The sequence below is a fragment of the Nocardioides sp. Z38_18 genome, from assembly GCF_058215695.1.
The window spans coordinates 974902-992294 of the sequence record NZ_JBZAJE010000001.1; the positions used below are offsets into that span (position 1 = coordinate 974902).

Here is a 17393-nt window from a genome sequence, read left to right on the forward strand (position 1 = left end):
GCGCCGGGCTGGGGAAGAGACCCGACTGCCCCGGGAGTTTAGGCGCTCCGGGCGCCCAGACCCGGTAGGTGGGCCGGGTGATTGGGCGTGATGGGAGCATGTGCAGGTGAGTGACAACACCCCCGAGGACGACCTGGCAACGCTGATCACCGACTGGCTCGACTGGAAGGCGGCCGCCGCCGAGCTGCACGTGAGCGTGAGCAAGATCCGGCAGTGGATCCGCGAGCACCAGCTCGCTGCCGCCGTACCGACCCCTGGCGCGGGCCAGCAGATCCCCGCCGAGCTGATCATGGACGGCGAGATCGTCAAGGGCGTGCCGGGCCTGCTGACCCTGTTCTCCGACGGCGGCTGGGACGACCGCGAGAAGCTGACCTGGCTGTTCACCCCCGACGAGACCCTCCCCGGCCGCCCCATCGACGCCCTCCGCGAGAACCGCGGCTCCGAGGTCAAGCGCCGCGCCCAGGCCCTCGCGCTCTAGCGCTCGGCGCCACGGTGGGTCGTGGGTGCCCGCTCAGCGGACCACGGCTGGGTCAGACGGCGCGCTGGGTGGCGTCGGCGGCCAGGCCGGCGAGTACGCCGCGGGCGCGCTCGGTGATGTCGGCTGCGGCGAGGGCGGAGAGTGACCGCTCGGTGAGCTGGGTGATCACGGCCTCGACCTGCTCCCGGGCCCCGGACTGGTCGATCAGGCGGCACAGGTGCTCCACCTGGCCCGGGTCGAGGGCGGTGCCCAGGCCGGCGTCGAGGACCTTCGCGTCGGCGGCCGGCAGCGTGTCGAGCGCGAGCGCGATCAGCACGGTGCGCTTGCCCTCGATCAGGTCGTCGCCGGCGGGCTTGCCGGTGAGCTCGGGGTCGCCGAACACGCCGAGCAGGTCGTCGCGGAGCTGGAACGCCTCGCCGAGGGGCAGGCCGAACCGGGTGAGCTGGGTGATCATCTCCGGGCTGGCCCCGGCCAGGGCGGCACCGATGTGCAGCGGCCGCTCGATGGAGTACTTCGCCGACTTGTAGCGCAGCACCGTCATCGCGGTCTCCACGTCGGCCGACCCCCGCGCCTGCGCGGAGACGTCGAGGAACTGCCCGGTGACGACCTCGCTGCGGGTGAGGTCGAAGTAGCCCAGCGCGTCCAGCACCCGGTCGGCGGGCAGGCCGCAGGTGCGCAGCAGCTCGTCGGACCAGCTGAGCAGCAGGTCGCCCATCAGGATCGCGGCGGAGGCGCCGTACTGCTCGGGGCTGGTCGCCCACCCCTGGTCGCGGTGGAGCTGCTCGAAGGCGCGGTGGGTCGCGGGCCGGCCACGGCGTACGTCGGAGGCGTCCATGTAGTCGTCGTGGACCAGCGCGCTCGCGTGGAGCAGCTCGAGGGACGCGCACGCGCGCACCAGGGCGGCGCGGTCCTCCGGCTCCCGGACGGCCTGGTGCCCCCACCAGCAGAACGCGGCCCGGAGCCGCTTCCCGCCCGAGACGCTGACCCGCGCGTGCTCGACCAGCCGCTGGGCGTCCGGGCCCAGGCGGTCCAGCCAGGCAGCACGGGTGCTGACGAACTCCTGGAGGGTGGACTCGACGTCGTCGCGGAAGCGGGCGGAGTCCCAGCGGGCGTCCCACGGTTGGTGATGCAAGGTCACCCGGCGAGCGTAGACCCGTATTCTCGAACCCATGAATGAGGGCTCTGGACGCATCGGGAACCTGCTCCGGCAGGACGGGCGCTCCTTCTCCTTCGAGTTCTTCCCGCCCAAGGACGAGGCCGGCGAAGAGGTGCTGTGGCGCTCGATCAGCGAGCTGGAGCCGCTGCGGCCGACGTTCGTCTCGGTCACCTACGGCGCCGGAGGTACGACGCGCGACCGGACCGTCGCGATCACCCGCCGGATCGCCCACGAGACCTCGATGCTGCCGATGGCCCACCTGACCTGCGTGGGGCACACCACCGAGGAGCTCGACCGGATCGTGCAGGCGCTGGTCGACTCCGGGGTGCGCAACGTGCTCGCCCTGCGCGGCGACCCGCCCGGTGGTCCCGGGTCGGACTGGGTCTCCACCGAGGGCGGCATCGAGTACGCCTCCGACCTCGTCGCGCACCTGCGCCGGGTCAGCGACCTCTCCATCGGGGTCGCGGCGTTCCCGGAGGGCCACCGCGACGCCGCGTCTCTGGACGACGACGTGGCCGTGCTCAAGGCCAAGCGCGACGCCGGCGCCGAGTTCGCCGTGACCGAGATGGTGCTGCGCGCCTCGGACTACCTCGGGCTGGTCGAGCGGGCCCGGGCGGTCGGCGTCGACTTCCCGATCGTGCCCGGCATCATGCCGATCCTGAACTTCCGCTCGATGGCGAAGATGGTGGAGCTCTCGGGTCGGGAGATCCCCGACGAGGTGATGTCCCGGCTGGAGCCGCTCAAGGACGACCCGGCCGCCGTACGCGCCGAAGGCATCGCCATCGCCACCGAGCTGTGCGACACGCTGCTCGAGCAGGGCGCGCCCGGCCTGCACTTCTACACGCTGAACCGCTCCAAGGCCACGCGCGAGATCTTCGCCGCGCTGTCCGTCCAGGCCTGACGCCCGGGGAGTGGACTCGGGTCAGGCGGGCCCGATCACCTGGGAGACCAGGGCCGCGGAGAGCCCGACCGAGGGCAGACCCGCTCCCGGCGTCGCGTGGGCTCCAGCCATCAGCAGCCCCGGGATCGGGGTGGTGGGGCCGAGACGACGGGTGACGGTGTTGCGGCCCTGCCAGAGCACGCCGTACGGCGAGCCGTGCCACTGCTCGACCAGTTGGCGCGGCGAGAGGTCGACGCGGGTCTCGACCTGGTCGCGGACCCGCAGGCCCGCCCGGTGCATGGCGGTGACGATGTCCTCGGCAAGCTGACCGCGGCCGAGCAGGGTCCACGCGTGCGCGCCCGCGGGTGCCTGGCCGCCGGTACGCACCACCACCATCGGGTCGCCGTGCAGCACCACCTCGGCGGGCAGGTCCGGCACCTCGCCGACCAGCCCGATGTGGCAGGTCACCGGCGGGATCACCGGCATCGTGCGCTGCACCAGCGGCGCCACCGAGGGGAGCCGGCGCGGGTCGATCGCGCAGACCACGTGGTCGGCCGTGAGGATTCCCTGAGGCGTGCGGACCCCCACGGCACGGCCGCCGGCGAGCTCCAGGTCGAGGGCGGGGGAGTCGAGGAGGACCGTGACCCCGCGGGTCCGCAGGCGGGAGGCGAGCGCGTCGGCCAGGGAGCCCATCCCGCCCGGGACGGTCCAGGCGCCGAAGTTCTGCTCGACGTAGGTCCACATCCCCATCCACGCGGGGACATTGCGCAGGTCGTGGCCCTCGAGCGTCATCGGGTACGCCGCCACCTGGCGCAGCCGCTCGTCCTTGAACGCCTTCTGGACCAGCTTGTGCAGGCTCATCCTGGTGGTGAGCAGTGCCTTGGCCTGCTTGCTGGCGAGGTCGGCGGAGTAGGGCCGCTCGAGCCAGTCGCGGCGCAGCGTCTCCCAGTCGTCGGCGAACGCGTCGACGTAGGCCGCCCACTGCGCTCCGGCTCCGTCGCCGAGGGCCTTCTCGACGGCCTCCATCTGGGCGGCGCGGCTGCCTCCGGGAAGGTCGAGGACGGTGTCGTCGTCGTCGTCGAACATGTGCCGGGCCACCGGCTCGACGGGGACGAGCTCGATCTCCTTCTCCAGCGCCCGACCCGACTTGCGGAACAGGTCGCGCAGCACGGCCGGCAGCAGCGTGTGCGTGGGCCCGGAGTCCCAGCGGAACCCGTCCTGCTCGACGTAGCCCAGGGCGCCGCCGAGCTTGCCGGAGGCCTCGACCAGGGTGACCTGGTGGCCGATCTTGGCCAGTCGTGCGGCGCTCGCCATCCCGCCGAACCCGCCTCCGACCACCACGACTGCTGACATGGCGGTCACCCTACGGGCCGGGTCAGCCCCCGGCGCGCCGGACGACCTCGGCCAGGGTCTCGGTGTCCCGGGCGACCACCGTCGTCCCGTCGTCGAGGGTGATGATCGGGCGCTGGATCGTGCGTGGGTTCGCCACCATCGCCGCGATCCAGTCGTCGCGGTGGGAGGCGTCGCGGGGGAGGTCGATGCCGGCCTCCTTGGTCTCCTTGGGCCGGGCGAGGTCCCAGGGCTCCAGTCCCATCCGGGACAGCACGTCGGCGAGCTCGGCCGGGGTCGGCAGGTCCTCGAGGTAGCGCCGCTCGGTGTAGTCCAGTCCGGCCGTGTCCAGCTCGGACTTGGCGACCCGGCACTTGGTGCAGGCCGGGTTGATCCAGATCTCCATCACTCCACCTCCAGCTCGTCGGCACCGGTCAGCTGCTGCAGCTCCTCGAAGGTGGTGGAGAACACCGCGGCGGGGTGGCCCGCGGCCGCCCAGATCTCCTCGTGCCGGCGCAGCCAGGGGTCGAGGTAGGTGCGCACCGGCGCGGGATGGTCGAAGGGGGAGACGCCGCCGATGACCTGGCCGGTGTGCCGGCGGACGAAGTCGGGCTTGGCACGCCGCAGCGCGGGCAGGCCGAGCTCGGCGGCGACCTTGTCGGTGTCGACGCGGTGCGCCCCGCTGGTCAGGAGCAGCAGCGGCTCGTCCTCGCCCTCAGCGCCGTCAGGCACCGCGAACAGCAGGCTGTTGGCGATCGCCCCGACCTCGCAGCCGAGGGCGTCGGCGGCGAGCTGGGCGGTGTGCACGGAGTCGGGGAGCACGACGATCCGCCCGCGCCCGCCGCGGCGGGCGAGCTCGGCGCGGAACCTGGTGATGGCGGCGTGCTCGCCCACGGGCCGGCCCTGTTCGCCGGGGATCTCGGCCGGGAGCTCGACTGGTCGTTCGGTCATGGGGGCAACGTACCGGCCCGGTCGTGGGGCGCCGCCACGGATCGGCTCTTGACGGGTTGTCGGAGGGGAGGTGTACCTTTGGACTTGTTCGAACATCTGTTCGAACAAGTCCTGGCGGAGGGTGACCTCGACCCCCATCCTCCGCCAGGGCACTGACAGCGGGTCGAACAGCTGCGGACAGTGAGGAGCAGACGGTGCGGCGTTACGACGACCCGGTTGAGGTGCACAAGGGCGCAGACGAGGACCCCGACCAGTTCCTGTGGCGGGGGCGGCTGTGGCAAGTGCGCGAGGTGGTGGCGCACTGGGTGGAGACCGGTGCCTGGTGGGCCAGCCGCCCGGCGACCTCCGGCCCGACTTCTGGCCCGACTTCCGGCCCGACTTCTGGCCCGACTTCTGGCCCGACTTCTGGGGCACTCGACACCGACCTCCTCCGGGAGCGCGAGGTGTGGCGGGTGGCAGCAGCCAGGGGGAGGGTCGCCGCCCAGCACTCACCCGGACAGCCTCCTGGGCAGGACCCCGGCTTCGGCGTCTTCGACCTGGTCTTCAGCTGGTCCGAGGGCAGCTGGCAGCTCGTCCGGGCCATGGACTGACGGATCGACGGATCGAGAGGACAACGAGATGACCCAGCAGATGACCGCTCCGAGAGCCACCCCGGCAACCCACCCCGCAGCCCACCCAGGGCACGCGGCGCCGCCCCACTTCCTGAGCGCCGCCACGCACTCCTACCTGGAGCGGGCAGCGGAGTCGCTGCGCGAGGCGATCGCCAGCACCGACGTGCCGGAGCGCTACGCCCTGGCCCACGTCTCCGCGCTGCGTGCCACCGCCGCCCTCCTGGCCGCCCGCGCCCAGCCCGCGATCTCGTCGCGGCGACGCCCGCAGAAGAACGCGTGGGTCCTGCTCGCGGAGGTTGCTCCCGAGCTCGCCGAGTGGGCCGCCTTCTTCGCCGCGGGTGCCGGCAAGCGCGCCGCTGCCGAAGCCGGCTCGCGCCGGGCGGTCACCGAGCGTGAGGCCGACGACCTGGTCCGTGACGCCGACCGGTTCCTGGCCCTGGTGGAGACCTCGCTGGGACTGACCGAGCACGCCCCGATCCGGGTCGCCTGAGAGCGCTTCGTGGCTGATCCCTTCGTTCACCTCCACGTCGCCTCGGGCTACTCCCTGCAGTACGGCGCCTCGCACCCCCACGTCCTGGTGGAACGGGCGGCCGAGCAGGAGATGGACACGCTCGCGCTGACCGACCGCGACGGCACCTACGGCGCGGTCCGGTTCGTCAAGGCCGCGGTCGCGGCGGGGATCCGGCCGGTCCTCGGCGTCGACCTGGCCTTCTCCCCGAGCACACCTGACCCGACCGGCAGGCCGGCCCCGGCCCGGATCCCCACCCGGACCCCGACCCGCGGTGGTGCGTTCCGCGACGCCCGGCTGCCCCGGGTCACCTTCCTGGCCGGTGGCAGGAGCGGCTGGGCGGCGCTGTGCCGGCTGGTCTCGGCGACCCACCAGTCAGGTGAGCGCGGGACCCCGGTGTGCACCCCCGAGCTGGTGGCCGAGCACGTCGCAGGTCGTGACGTGCGGGTGCTGCTCGGACCGGCCTCGGAGCTGGGGCGGGCGGCCACGCTGCGTCGCGACGACCTCGGCAGTGCCGTGCTGCGCCACTGGCTCGACCTGGTCGGCACCGAGCAGGTCGTGGTCGAGGTCGTCTCCCACCGGATCCAGGGGTCCGGTCCCGGCTCCTCCCCGCACGCCGCCCGGATGGCCGGCCTGGCCGGCGCGGCCCGGGTCCCGGCCGTGCTCTCCAACGCGGTCCGCTACGCCGATCGGCTCGACGCCCCCACGATCGACGTGCTCGACGCCGCGCGCCGGCTGGTGCCGATGGACGTCCGTCATCTCGACCGCGCCAACGCCGAGGGCTTCTTGAAGTCGGGCAAGCAGATGCACGAGGTGGCCGAGGAGATCTGCCGCTTCGCCGGGCTGGGGGAGCACGGCTCCCGCGGCGCCACCGAGCTGCTCGCCCGGACCCGCGCGCTCGCCGACCAGTGCGTGCTCGACCCGCGCGACGACCTCGGGATCGGGGAGGTGCACTTCCCCGAGTTCGAGGTCGCCGCAGGCAGCGGCGGTGGCAGTGGTGGCGCGGCTTCCGTCGACCTCGAGCTGCGGGCCCGGTGCGAGGCCGCGGTCGGGTGGCGCTACGGCTCGGCACCGCGGCAGCGGATCTGGAAGCGGCTCGACGACGAGCTGCAGACGATCGGCCAGCTGGGCTTCGCGTCGTACTTCCTCACCGTCGGGGACGTGACCACGATGATCCGCGAGCTCGGCATCCGGAGCGCGGCGCGCGGCTCGGGCGCGGGCAGCCTGGTCAACTACCTGCTCGGCATCTCCGGGGTGGACCCGATCCGGCACGGCCTGCTGATGGAGCGGTTCCTCTCCCCGCTGCGCCGCTCGCTGCCCGACATCGACATCGACGTGGAGTCGGCCCGCCGGCTCGAGGTCTATGACGCGATCCTCGAGCGCTTCGGCACCGACCGGTGCGCGACCGTCTCGATGATGGACACCTACAAGGTGCGGCACGCGATCCGCGACGTGGGGGCGGCGCTGGGCATGCCGATGGGGGAGATCGACGCCATCGCCAAGGCGTTCCCGCACATCCGCGCACGTGACGCGCGGATGGCGCTGCGCGACCTGCCCGAGCTGCGCTCCACCGGGATGGCGCGGGAGGCGGCGGCCGGGGAGTGGGGCACCTTCGACATGTTCTTCCGGCTGGTGGAGAGCCTCGACGGGCTGCCCCGGCACATCGCGATGCACCCGTGCGGGGTGCTGCTCTCCGACCGCACCCTGCTGGACCGCACCCCGGTGGAGCAGAGCTCCCTGGGCTACCCGATGAGCCAGTTCGACAAGGAGGACGTCGAGGACCTCGGGCTGCTCAAGCTCGACGTGCTCGGCATCCGGATGCAGTCGGCGATGGCGCACGCGGTGGGAGAGATCGAGCGGACCTCGGGCCGCGCCATCGATCTCGACGACGAGGTGCAGGTGCCCTTCGACGACCCCACCACCTACTCGCTGATCTCCTCGGCCAAGACCCTGGGCGTCTTCCAGATCGAGTCGCCCGGGCAGCGCGAGCTGGTCGGCAAGTCCGGGATCGAGAAGTTCTCCGACATCATCGCCGACATCTCGCTGTTCCGGCCGGGACCGGTCAAGAGCGACATGATCACGCCCTACCTCGAGGTCAAGAACGGCTGGCGGAGCGCCAGCTACCTCCACGACGACCTGCGCCCGATCCTGGAGGGCACCCGCGGCGTGGTGGTCTACCACGAGCAGGTGATCGAGATCATCGCCGAGTTCGCGGGCTGCAGCTACGCCGAGGGCGACGAGTGGCGCCGTGCCCTCGGCGACCGGGACGGCATGGCCGAGACGAAGACCTGGTTCTACCCGCGGGCGCTCGGCCGCGGCTACCCGCTGCCGGTGGTGGAGGAGATCTGGAAGGTGATCGAGGCGTTCGCCTCGTTCGGGTTCTGCAAGGCCCACGCCGCCGCGTTCGCGCTGCCGACCTACCAGTCGGCCTGGCTCAAGGCGCACTACCCGGCCCACTTCCTCTCCGGTGTCCTGACCCACGACCCCGGGATGTACCCCAAGCGGCTGATCCTCGACGACGCCCGCCAGCTCGGCATCGCCGTGCTCGGCCTCGACGTCAACGCCAGCGAGGCGGCGTACGTCGTGGAGGAGACCGGCGAGGGGTGGGGCATCCGGATCGCCCTCGAGGAGGTGCGGGGCATCAACGACGGCGAGGTGAGCCGGGTCGTCGCCGCCCGGGAGGGGGCGCCGTACGCCTCGCTGACCGACTTCTGGCAACGCACCCACGTCGCGCGGCCGGTCGTCGAGCGCCTGGTGCAGGCCGGCGCCTTCGACAGCATCTACGGCATCGGCGGGAGCGGGGCCGGCCGTCGCGGCCGGCTGACCAGGCGTGACCTGCTGCTCGAGGTCAGCGACCTCGACCGGCTGCGGCGTGCCTCCGACCGGGCGGGCACGAAGCGGGCCCGCGGACTGTCCCGGCCCGGGGCCCGAGGCGGGTCCCCGGACTGGGCACAGAACCGGGCACAGAACGGGGCACAGAACGGGGCACAGAACGGCGCCGCACGCGAGGGCGACGCCTCCTTCCAGCTGACCCTCGACCTCGGGGACGAGGTCTCCGGCGCCGGCATCCCCAGCGGACTGCCGGAGATGACCGAGGGGGACCGGGTCCGGGCCGAGCTCGACATCCTCGGCCTCGATGCCAGCAAGCACGTGATCGACTTCCACGCCGAGTTCCTCGACCGGCTGGGCATCACCCGCTCCTCCGGCCTGCTCTCCGCCCGCAGCCGCAGCGAGCTGCTGGTCGCCGGGGTGAAGGTGGCCACCCAGACCCCGCCGATCCGCTCGGGCCGCCGGGTCATCTTCCTGACCCTCGACGACGCCACCGGCCCGGTGGACGCGACCTTCTTCGAGGACGCCCAGGGGCCCTACGCCGCCACCGTCTTCGGCTCCTGGCTGCTCGTGGTCCGTGGAGAGCTGCGCCGCACGGGCCGGCGGGGCGTCTCGCTGCGGGCGACCGGTGCCTGGGACCTCGGGAAGCTGCACGACCTGTGGCTCGCCGAGGGGATGGCGGCCGTCCACGCCGAGATCGACCGGGTGCCCGCCGGGTTCGGCGCCGGGTCCGCTGGGTCCACCCAGGGCCCGAGCCGGGTGATGGTGCACACCAGCGGTTTCCGGATGTCGCCGTACGCCGACATCAAGCCCGCCGGTACCGACATCAAGACCGGCATCAAGACCGGTACCCAGACCGGGGCCCCGGGCACCCTCACCGGTGACGTGGCCCGCAAGCTGTGGCACCGCAGCCCGGGGAGCGCCGGATGACCTCCCGGCCTCCAGGACCTCACCCCCTAGGCTGGCGCTCATGGAACGCCCCCTCGAACGACGTACCGCTGCCCGCACCGCGGTGGTCTGGGACGCCGTCCACGCCCTCCTCGAGGGCACCGGCGAGCAGCAGGTCCTCGACATCGGAGGTGGCACCGGCGGGTTCGCGGTCCGGGTTGCCGCCCAGGGCAACCGGGTCACCGTCATCGACCCCAGCCCCGACGCCCTCGCTGCGCTGGCTCGTCGCGCCGACGAGCAGGACGTCGCCGACCGGGTCACCGGTCTCCAGGGAGACCTGGGCACCCTGCGCGAGCTCGCGCCCGAGGGCGGCGTCGACCTGGTGCTGTGCCACGGTGTGCTGGGCCTGCTCGAGGACCCCGAGACCGGGCTGCGGGAGATCGCCTCGGTGCTGCGCCCCGGCGGATCCCTCTCCCTGGTGGTCAGCCAGCGGCACGCCGCCGTGCTGGCCCGCGCGATGGCCGGCCACTTCACCCAGGCCATGCGCCTGCTCGAGGGCGATCCCGACCGCCCGGCCGGTGACGCCCGCGCCAACGAGCACCGCTTCACCGTCGAGGAGATCACCAGCCTCCTCGAAGGTGCCGGCTTCGGCATCCGCAGCAGCCACGGCATCCGCGTCTTCACCGACCTGGTCCCCTCCACCCTCCTGGACCTCGAGCCCGGCGCCAGCGCAGCCCTGCTCGAGCTCGAGCGCGCAGTCTCCGAACGCCCCGAGTACCTCACCCTGGCCAGCCAGCTCCACCTCGTCGCCACCCGCTGACCCCCGCCGGGGGCCCTCATGACCCGAGACCCCTCCCTCGACTGCCCGATCCTCCACGTCGACATGGACGCCTTCTACGCCTCGGTGGCGATCCGGGACCGCCCCGAGCTGGCCGACCTGCCGGTGATCGTGGGCGGAGGACACCGCGGGGTGGTGCTGGCCGCGAACTACCCGGCCCGCAGGTACGGCGTCCACTCGGCGCTCCCGATGACCCGGGCCCGGCGGATGTGTCCCGACGCGGTGGTGATCGCCCCCGACTACGCCGACTTCGAAGCGGTCTCCGCCTCGGTGATGGAGATCTTCCGGCAGGTCACCCCGGTGGTGGAGGCGATCTCCATGGACGAGGCGTTCCTCGACGTCTCCGGATCGGTGCGCAGGCTGGGCAGTCCCGTGCAGATCGCCGAGCACATCCGGGCCCGGGTGGCCGACGAGCAGCGGATCACCTGCTCGGTCGGCCTCGCCGGTTCGGTCTCGGTGGCCAAGCTGGCCAGCCGCCGTGCCAAGCCGGACGGGGTGCTGGTGGTCCCGCCGCGCCAGGTCACCCGGTTCCTGCACCCCCTCGACGTGGGCGAGCTCTACGGGGTGGGGGAGAAGACCCGCGAGCAGCTGTACCGCCTCGGCCTGCGCACCGTCGGCGACGTCGCCCACACGCCGTTGACCACCCTGCAGCGCGGCATCGGCGTGGCGGCCGGCACCCAGATCCACCACCTGGCGTGGGGCACCGACCGGCGCACGCTCACCCCGCGCCGGGTGACCCAGGACCCCGACAAGAGCATGGGGGCGGACGAGACCTTCGGCCGGGACACCGACGACCGGGCCGTGGTGCTGCGCGAGCTCCTGCGGCTGGCGACCAAGGTGACGTCCAGGATGCGGGCCGCCGGGGTCGCGGGGCGCACGGTCACGTTGAAGGTGCGGTTCGCCGACTTCACCACGATCACCCGCTCCCGGACGTTGGCCGATGCCACCGACGGCACCGGTGAGATCCATGCCACCGCGGCGGCGCTGTTCGACGCACTCGGCCTGCAGCGTGCCCGGATCCGCCTGGTGGGCGTACGCGTCGAGGGCCTGGTCCCACGCGATCAGGTGCAGCGCCAGCTCGTCCTCGGCGCGAGGGAGCGCGGCTGGGAGGAGGCCGACCGGGCGGCCGACGCGGCTGCGCTCCGCTTCGGTGGCGGCGCCGTACGCCGGGCCACGCTCCTGCTCGGTGACCGGCCCTGAGACCGGGCACTGGACCGGGCCCTGAGACCGCCCTCGAAGGTGCCCCGGACAGTGCTCGGGCAGCGGCCCCAGCGCCGGTCGGCAATCCCGCGACGACGAAATCGCGATCAACATTTTCCGAACCCGGCTACCGAGTTGTGGGGAGCCTGCCTAGACTCAAAGCAGGGACCAGATCAGTTCGGGAGGAAGCCGTGCCGCTCTCCGAAGAGGAGCTCCGCCTGCTTGAGCAGATGGAGCATGCGCTCGCGCAGGAGGACCCCAAGTTCGCCTCGACGTTGAGGGGCAGCACCCTCCAGCGAGTCGCGCGAATGCGCACCGCCGCAGCCGGCGGTGTTTTCGTGCTCGGTGTCGCGATGATGATGGGCGGCACCATCAGTGCACAGATCTGGCTGGGGGTGCTCGGCTTCGTGGTGATGCTCGCCTCCGCCACCATCGGCCTGGCCACCTGGCGCGGGCGACACGCAGTGCCGGCGCAGGCCCAGACCGGTGAGGACCAGCTCTTCGACTTCGACGACAACCCGCACCGCTTCGAGGTGATCGAGGGTGGCCGCTCCCGCAAGATGCGTCCCACCAAGCAGCGCCGCGGCGGTGGTCGGGGACCCAAGCACGGCACCTTCATGCAGCGCATGGAGCAGCGCTGGGAGCGCCGGCGGCACGAGGGCTACTGAGCCCGATCCGATCATCCTTGGCCCCCGACCATGAGGGGCCCAACCAGGTCCCCGCGACCATGACAGCAGCGTCCCGGGCCTGAGCACGTGGGGCCGACATCACGGCCCGATCAGGACGAGCCCGTCCCGACGCCGAGCCCCTGAGCCCCTGAGCCCCTGAGCCCGGAACGTGAACCACCCCTGAGTCCGGAAGCCGGAGCATCAGCACGGCGCCATCAGCCCGGTCGATCAGCGCTCGCGCCGCAGCAGGGAGCTGGGCCAGAGCCGGCCACGCCAGCCGCGCCGCCGGTCGACGCTGCTCACCATCGCCCGTCGCCACGAACCCACCGTCTCCACGGTGTGGTCGCGCAGCTGCGCATCGACGCTCCCGCCGGACCCCCCGCCGGATCCCCCGCCCGATCCCGGGGCCCCGCCGCGGTCGTAGCGTCCCCGCTCCACCCGGACCAGCAGGTCCTCCAGGGCGTGCCGATCCTCGTCGCGGACGGGGACCTGTCCGGCCACGCTGCGCGCCTGCTCCCGGGGCGATCGCTGCTCGGGCCACTCCAGGCCCAGGTCGAGAGCCGTTGCCCGCAGCTCGGACCAGGCCCCCTCGGCCAGGTGCGTCGGGTCCGAGGCGCCGAGCCGGCGGGTCCGCTGGACTCGGCGTGCCAGGCCCGGCCCCAGGCCCAGGACCACCACGACGGCCAGGGCCACCAGCGGCCACACCGGCAGGCTGCGTCCCTTCCCATCGCTCGCAGAGTCCTCGTCTGCCGCCTGCGCGGGGGCAGGTGCCTGGTTCCGCGGAGCCTGGTCGCCGGGGGCGACCGAGGGCGCGACCGCCGGGAGGGCCTGCCGGGTCCACGACGGGGTGGCGCCGGCGCGCTGGCTGGGCGTCGGCTCGAACCGGACCCACCCGGCCCCGGAGAAGTACATCTCCGGCCACGCATGCCGGTCGTCACTGGTGTAGAGGATGCGCCCGTCCGGCTCGGTGGTGCCGTCCAGGAACCCGACCACGACCCGGCTTGGGATCCCCAGGGTGCGCCCCATCGCGGCCATCGCCGCGGCGAACTGCTCGCAGTACCCGACCCGGTCGTTGGTGACGAAGGCAGCCAGCAGGTCCATCCCCGAGCCGCTCCGCTGCTCGAGGGAGTAGCGGAAGCCCCCGCCCTCGCGGAACCAGTCCTGCAGCGCCACCGCCTTGGCGAAGTCGCCCTCGGCCCCACGGGTCACCTCACGAGCCCGCTCGGCGATCACGTCGGGGAGGTCCTCGGGCACCTCGGTCATCGGCTCCCGGACGCTGTTCGGCGCACTGCCTCCCGCGTCGAGCAGCTCGGCGGTGATGGTGGGGGTGAAGGCGGTGGCGCGGTACTCCAGCTGCGAGGTGCTGCCGCGGCTGAGGAAGGCGACGTCGAGGGTGCGGTCGTCGTAGCGCCACAGCCCGGGCACGTCCAGGTTGCGGATCGGGTAGGGCAGCGGGAGCCACATCGTGCTGAACCGGGGCGCGAGCTGGAGCTTCCACTCGTCCTCGACCCCGTCGACGGAGGGAGCGAGCCCGGGCGGGTTCGGGAAGGTGCCGTCGGCGTCGTTCTCGCTGGGGAGCTCGCGGGGCGAGGGCCGCCAGGCGCTGCTGGTGAAGTCGTCGAGCACGGTCGTGCGCAGGTAGCCGGTCGTCCGCGACTTCGTCTCGGCATAGACCAGGGGCGTGTTCGTCTTCACCACGAGGTCGCGCCGCATCCGGATGAACGGGTTCACCGCCAGCTGGTAGCCGCGTCCGTCGCCGAGCCCGTTCCCGAGGCTGTCGGCGGGCGTGCGGCTGAGCAGGTCGGCGACGGGGACGAGCGGGGCGGCGAACAGGGCGAGCAGGACGGCGGCGGCCGAGACCTGCCACAGCGTCGCCGTGCCGGTGCCGGTGCGGACCTCCGCCCGGCTGCTCACCGGGGCCGGGCCGTCCGGCACCCGGGCCGACCCGCCGTTGCCCCACCTGCGCAGGCGGTCGGGGAACTGCGCGGCGAGCAGCCACAGGAACAGCACCGCCACGGCGACGAAGACCGGCACCGCCAGGGCGTCGGTCATGATCGTCACGGGCACGCTCAGGGCCGCCAGCAGCGGCAGCGCGACCAGCGCCGGACGGTGCAGGCTCATCGCCAGCACGTCGATGGAGAAGATCACGGCCAGGCCGCACGCGGTGAGCATCGCAGCGGTGGCGATCGGGTTGACCTCCACCGGGGCGCCGTAGGTGTTCAACGTCGCGGCACCGTTGTAGACGGCGTACGACGTGCTCCGCACGGACCTCTCGGTCGGGATCAGGCCGAGCACCGACTGGCCGGACGCGACCGCCACGTTGAGCGAGACCAGCGCCAGCACCAGCTGGGCCATCACGACGGCGTAGGCGGCCACGCCCAGCGCGCGCAGGACGCTTCCCGCCAGTGCCAGCACCAGGCCCGCGAACAGCGTCGGCACCAGGAACCGGGACGGCTCGCTCACCATCCCGCTCCAGGACAGCAGCGCCGTCCAGCCGGCCAGCAGCCCCAGCACCGGGGGACCGATGACCCAGCGCCTGGTGAAGGGGGAGCGGCTCATCGCGCCAGCTCCAGCCAGGAGGCGGCCAGTGGCGCGCCGCGCTCCAGCGTGGTGGCCTTCCAGCCCGTCTCACGCAGGGCAGCGGTCGCCGGCGGCCCGCTGCTGCTCCCGCCGCCCCAGGTGGAGACATCCAGCACCACGGCGTACGCCGGGGAGGAACCCGTCCGGGCCAGGCCGGAGAGGAGCTCGCGGTCCGCGTCGCCGAGGTCACCGAGCACGGCGAGCACCATCCCGCCCTGGCGCGACTCATCGGCCCACCCGGTGGACAGCCGCTCGGCGCGAGCCGGGCCGAGCAGCGCGAGCCGCTCGAGCTGCTGGGGGAGCGTGGCACCGCGGGCCCCCTGGTGCCACCCGCGGTAGGCGGGCTCGTCGCTCGCGGTGACCAGCCGGACCTCGAAGTCCATCCCGACCAGATGACGCACGATCGAGGCCGCCGTACCGACCGCCGTCTCCAGCGAGGAGGCAGCCCCCTGGCCCCGGTGCGAGCTCCGCCTGTTGTCGATCAGCAGCGTGCACCGCGACTGCCACTGCTGCTCCTCGCGGCGCACCATCAGCTGGTCGGTGCGCGCGCTCGTCGGCCAGTGGATCCGGCGCAGGTCGTCGCCGAGCCGGTACTCCCGGGTGGTCACGTCGGGGCTGCCGCCCCCGACGAGGTCGCGCGTCCGGTTCTCACCGGCCCCGGCCCAGGCGCCGGTCAGCGGCACGCGCGGCAGCGGCTCGGTGTGGGGGGTGACCAGGAGGGAGGCGGTGGAGGGAAGGGTCTGGCCGAGGTCGACCATCCCGATCGGGTCGGCCACCCGCACCCGCAGCGGCCCGAGCAGGTAGCGGCCGCGCTGGTCGGTGTTCACCTGGTAGCGCAGCGTGGTGTGTTCGCCTGCTCCCAGCGGGTCGACCAGGAACCGCTGCGGCCCGCCCAGCGCGGCGGGGAGCTCCTCCTCGACGAGGAGCAGTCCGGTGCGTCGGCCGGTGGTGCCCACCTCCACCTCGACGTGGGCGGTGGTGCCGGCCTCGACCTGGAGGGCGCTGAGCGCGCGGCGTACCCACAGCCGGCGCTCGCGGTGCCGCAGGAGCAGCCAGGTCAGGACGGGGACGAGCAGGGCGAGCAGGCCGATCCGGACGAAGTCACGCTCGCCGATCTGGATGCCGCACACGACCGCGGCGGCGCCGGCTGCGAGGAAGCACCGTCCCTGCACGGTCAGGTTGCGCAACGCCGCTGCTCCTCGGACTCGTCAGGGCCGGACGCTGTCCGGCGTGACCCGGCCGGAGGCGTTGGGGACCGGAACCTGTGCGAGCACCTGCTCGACGACCTCGGTGGTACGCCGCCCGCTCATCGTGGCCTCCAGGGTGGGGACCAGCCGGTGCGGCAGCACCTGCGGGGCGAGGTCGCGCACGTCGTCGGGCAGCACGTACTGGCGACCCTGCATCGCTGCCCACGCCTTCGAGGCGCGGACCAGGTGCAGGGTGGCCCGCGGCGAGGCGCCGAGCCGGAGGTGGGGGGAGCGCCGGGTCGCGGTGCTCAGGGCGACCGCGTAGCGCTGGACGGTCTCGGAGACGTGCACGCTGCTGGCGACCTCGATGAGCTTGCGCACCTCGGCGGCGTCGGTGACGGGCTCGAGGTCCTCGAGGGGACTGGTCCCGTCACGCGCGGAGAGCATCGCGATCTCCGCGGACTCCACCGGGTAGCCCATGGAGAGCCGCACCATGAACCGGTCGCGCTGGGCCTCCGGGAGGGCGTAGGTCCCCTCCATCTCGATCGGGTTCTGGGTGGCGATGACCATGAACGGGGACTCGAGGGAGTAGGTGGTCCCATCCACGGTGACCTGGGCCTCCTCCATGCACTCCAGCATCGCTGCCTGCGTCTTGGGGCTGGCCCGGTTGATCTCGTCGCCGACCACCACGTTGGCGAAGATCCCGCCCGGTCGGAACTCGAACTGCCGGGTGTCCTGGTTGAAGACCGAGACGCCGGTGACGTCGGAGGGCAGCAGGTCGGGGGTGAACTGGATCCGGCGGACGCTGCAGTCGATGGAGCGGGCCAGGGCCTTGCTCAGCATTGTCTTGCCGACGCCGGGGACGTCCTCGATCAGCAGGTGGCCGCCGGCGAGCAGCACCACCAGTGCCGACCGGGCGATCTCGGGCTTGCCCTCGATGACGCGAGCGACGTTGTCCGAGATGCGCTCGGCGACCGTGCGCACCTCATCGATCTCGGCGCCGCCCGACGCGTCCTGCCCTGCCTGCGCAGGGCTCTGCGTTCCCGCTCCGAACACGTCTGGCTCCACCTCTCACCACTTCGCCCCACCACCGCCTGAGGGACGCCTCTCCCAAGTGAAGCCCATAGCACCACACAAGCGCGGCGGGCGGGTACGACGAGCGGCTCCCCGTTTCGGGCCGGTGGCGCCGGCGCCCCGGCCCGGGCGCGGTGACGGTGGGGCGCATTTGCTGGCGAAAAGGGGAGGCAAGTGGCGGGAAAGTGGTTGCATGTGGAGGGATGTGGAGTAAAG

At 72.9% G+C, this 17393-nt stretch carries 15 protein-coding genes; 8 read left to right on the top strand and 7 right to left on the bottom strand.

Features of this window, described 5'->3' with window-relative positions:
* Nucleotides 1-106: 106 nt before the first annotated feature.
* Entirely contained in the window at nucleotides 107-478 is a 372-nt protein-coding gene (locus AC4BGC_RS04600; RefSeq protein ID WP_490545728.1) for an Rv2175c family DNA-binding protein, read from the top strand.
* Between the two features lie 52 nt (nucleotides 479-530).
* On the opposite strand, the gene AC4BGC_RS04605 is transcribed toward AC4BGC_RS04600, so the two are convergent.
* Nucleotides 531-1616 carry a polyprenyl synthetase family protein gene (locus AC4BGC_RS04605; protein ID WP_490545726.1) on the bottom strand — a complete coding sequence of 362 codons (1086 nt, stop codon included), beginning with the start codon at nucleotides 1614-1616 and terminating at the stop codon, nucleotides 531-533.
* Between the two features lie 31 nt (nucleotides 1617-1647).
* On the opposite strand from AC4BGC_RS04605, the gene metF reads away from it, so the two are divergent.
* Complete coding sequence (gene metF, locus AC4BGC_RS04610) at nucleotides 1648-2535, top strand: methylenetetrahydrofolate reductase [NAD(P)H] (RefSeq protein WP_490554569.1); 888 nt, start codon at nucleotides 1648-1650, stop codon at nucleotides 2533-2535.
* A 21-nt stretch (nucleotides 2536-2556) separates the two neighbouring features.
* Here metF and AC4BGC_RS04615 read toward each other — a convergent pair whose 3' ends face one another.
* The 3 genes from AC4BGC_RS04615 to AC4BGC_RS04625 are packed head-to-tail and all read right to left on the bottom strand — an operon-like array spanning nucleotide 2557 to nucleotide 4794.
* Nucleotides 2557-3867 (bottom strand): phytoene desaturase family protein, encoded by a 1311-nt coding sequence (locus AC4BGC_RS04615; RefSeq protein ID WP_490554570.1) that lies wholly within the window; start codon nucleotides 3865-3867, stop codon nucleotides 2557-2559.
* Nucleotides 3868-3889: 22 nt separating this feature from the next.
* Nucleotides 3890-4249, bottom strand: a complete 360-nt coding sequence (locus tag AC4BGC_RS04620) for an ArsC/Spx/MgsR family protein (protein WP_490545720.1) — start codon at nucleotides 4247-4249, stop codon at nucleotides 3890-3892.
* Nucleotides 4249-4794, bottom strand: a complete 546-nt coding sequence (locus tag AC4BGC_RS04625) for a YbaK/EbsC family protein (protein ID WP_490545718.1) — start codon at nucleotides 4792-4794, stop codon at nucleotides 4249-4251. Before AC4BGC_RS04625 ends, AC4BGC_RS04620 begins: the two co-directional genes overlap by 1 nt.
* Before the next feature lie 194 nt (nucleotides 4795-4988).
* On the opposite strand from AC4BGC_RS04625, the gene AC4BGC_RS04630 reads away from it, so the two are divergent.
* The 6 genes from AC4BGC_RS04630 to AC4BGC_RS04655 all read left to right on the top strand — a co-directional run bounded on the left by AC4BGC_RS04630 (nucleotide 4989) and on the right by AC4BGC_RS04655 (nucleotide 12336).
* Nucleotides 4989-5384, top strand: a complete 396-nt coding sequence (locus tag AC4BGC_RS04630) for a DUF6504 family protein (protein WP_490545716.1) — start codon at nucleotides 4989-4991, stop codon at nucleotides 5382-5384.
* A 28-nt stretch (nucleotides 5385-5412) separates the two neighbouring features.
* Nucleotides 5413-5895, top strand: coding sequence for an SAV_6107 family HEPN domain-containing protein (locus AC4BGC_RS04635; RefSeq protein WP_490554572.1), 483 nt, complete (start codon nucleotides 5413-5415; stop codon nucleotides 5893-5895).
* Nucleotides 5896-5904: 9 nt separating this feature from the next.
* A complete protein-coding gene (locus AC4BGC_RS04640) occupies nucleotides 5905-9672 on the top strand; it encodes a DNA polymerase III subunit alpha (protein WP_490554573.1) in 3768 nt (1255 codons plus the stop codon).
* Between the two features lie 40 nt (nucleotides 9673-9712).
* Nucleotides 9713-10450: a methyltransferase gene (locus tag AC4BGC_RS04645; protein ID WP_490545711.1), complete on the top strand. Its 738-nt coding sequence runs from the start codon at nucleotides 9713-9715 to the stop codon at nucleotides 10448-10450.
* 18 nt (nucleotides 10451-10468) lie between these two features.
* Complete coding sequence (gene dinB / locus AC4BGC_RS04650; RefSeq protein ID WP_490545709.1) at nucleotides 10469-11668, top strand: DNA polymerase IV; 1200 nt, start codon at nucleotides 10469-10471, stop codon at nucleotides 11666-11668.
* A 191-nt stretch (nucleotides 11669-11859) separates the two neighbouring features.
* On the top strand, nucleotides 11860-12336 hold the full coding sequence (locus AC4BGC_RS04655; RefSeq protein WP_490545708.1) for an SCO2097 family morphological protein: 477 nt from the start codon (nucleotides 11860-11862) through the stop codon (nucleotides 12334-12336).
* 228 nt (nucleotides 12337-12564) lie between these two features.
* On the opposite strand, the gene AC4BGC_RS04660 is transcribed toward AC4BGC_RS04655, so the two are convergent.
* From AC4BGC_RS04660 to AC4BGC_RS04670, 3 genes are read right to left on the bottom strand one after another with little or no spacing between them, the layout of a single operon-like run.
* The gene (locus tag AC4BGC_RS04660; RefSeq protein WP_490554575.1) at nucleotides 12565-14895 is read right to left on the bottom strand and encodes a transglutaminase TgpA family protein; all 2331 of its coding nucleotides are present in this window, start codon (nucleotides 14893-14895) and stop codon (nucleotides 12565-12567) included.
* Nucleotides 14892-16103 (bottom strand): DUF58 domain-containing protein, encoded by a 1212-nt coding sequence (locus AC4BGC_RS04665; protein ID WP_490554576.1) that lies wholly within the window; start codon nucleotides 16101-16103, stop codon nucleotides 14892-14894. The genes AC4BGC_RS04660 and AC4BGC_RS04665 overlap by 4 nt, the downstream gene beginning before the upstream one ends.
* A gap of 21 nt (nucleotides 16104-16124) precedes the next feature.
* A complete protein-coding gene (locus tag AC4BGC_RS04670) occupies nucleotides 16125-17159 on the bottom strand; it encodes an AAA family ATPase (protein WP_490554577.1) in 1035 nt (344 codons plus the stop codon).
* Nucleotides 17160-17393 lie beyond the last annotated feature (234 nt).

What these genes read in the sequence shown, in the direction of transcription:
- metF (WP_490554569.1), top strand. Translation starts at nt 1,648, where the DNA reads ATGAATGAGGGCTCTGGACGCATCGGGAACCTGCTCCGGCAGGACGGG.
- AC4BGC_RS04615 (WP_490554570.1), bottom strand. Translation starts at nt 3,867, where the DNA reads ATGTCAGCAGTCGTGGTGGTCGGAGGCGGGTTCGGCGGGATGGCGAGC.
- AC4BGC_RS04620 (WP_490545720.1), bottom strand. Translation starts at nt 4,249, where the DNA reads ATGGAGATCTGGATCAACCCGGCCTGCACCAAGTGCCGGGTCGCCAAG.
- AC4BGC_RS04625 (WP_490545718.1), bottom strand. Translation starts at nt 4,794, where the DNA reads ATGACCGAACGACCAGTCGAGCTCCCGGCCGAGATCCCCGGCGAACAG.
- AC4BGC_RS04635 (WP_490554572.1), top strand. Translation starts at nt 5,413, where the DNA reads ATGACCCAGCAGATGACCGCTCCGAGAGCCACCCCGGCAACCCACCCC.
- AC4BGC_RS04645 (WP_490545711.1), top strand. Translation starts at nt 9,713, where the DNA reads ATGGAACGCCCCCTCGAACGACGTACCGCTGCCCGCACCGCGGTGGTC.
- dinB (WP_490545709.1), top strand. Translation starts at nt 10,469, where the DNA reads ATGACCCGAGACCCCTCCCTCGACTGCCCGATCCTCCACGTCGACATG.
- AC4BGC_RS04660 (WP_490554575.1), bottom strand. Translation starts at nt 14,895, where the DNA reads ATGAGCCGCTCCCCCTTCACCAGGCGCTGGGTCATCGGTCCCCCGGTG.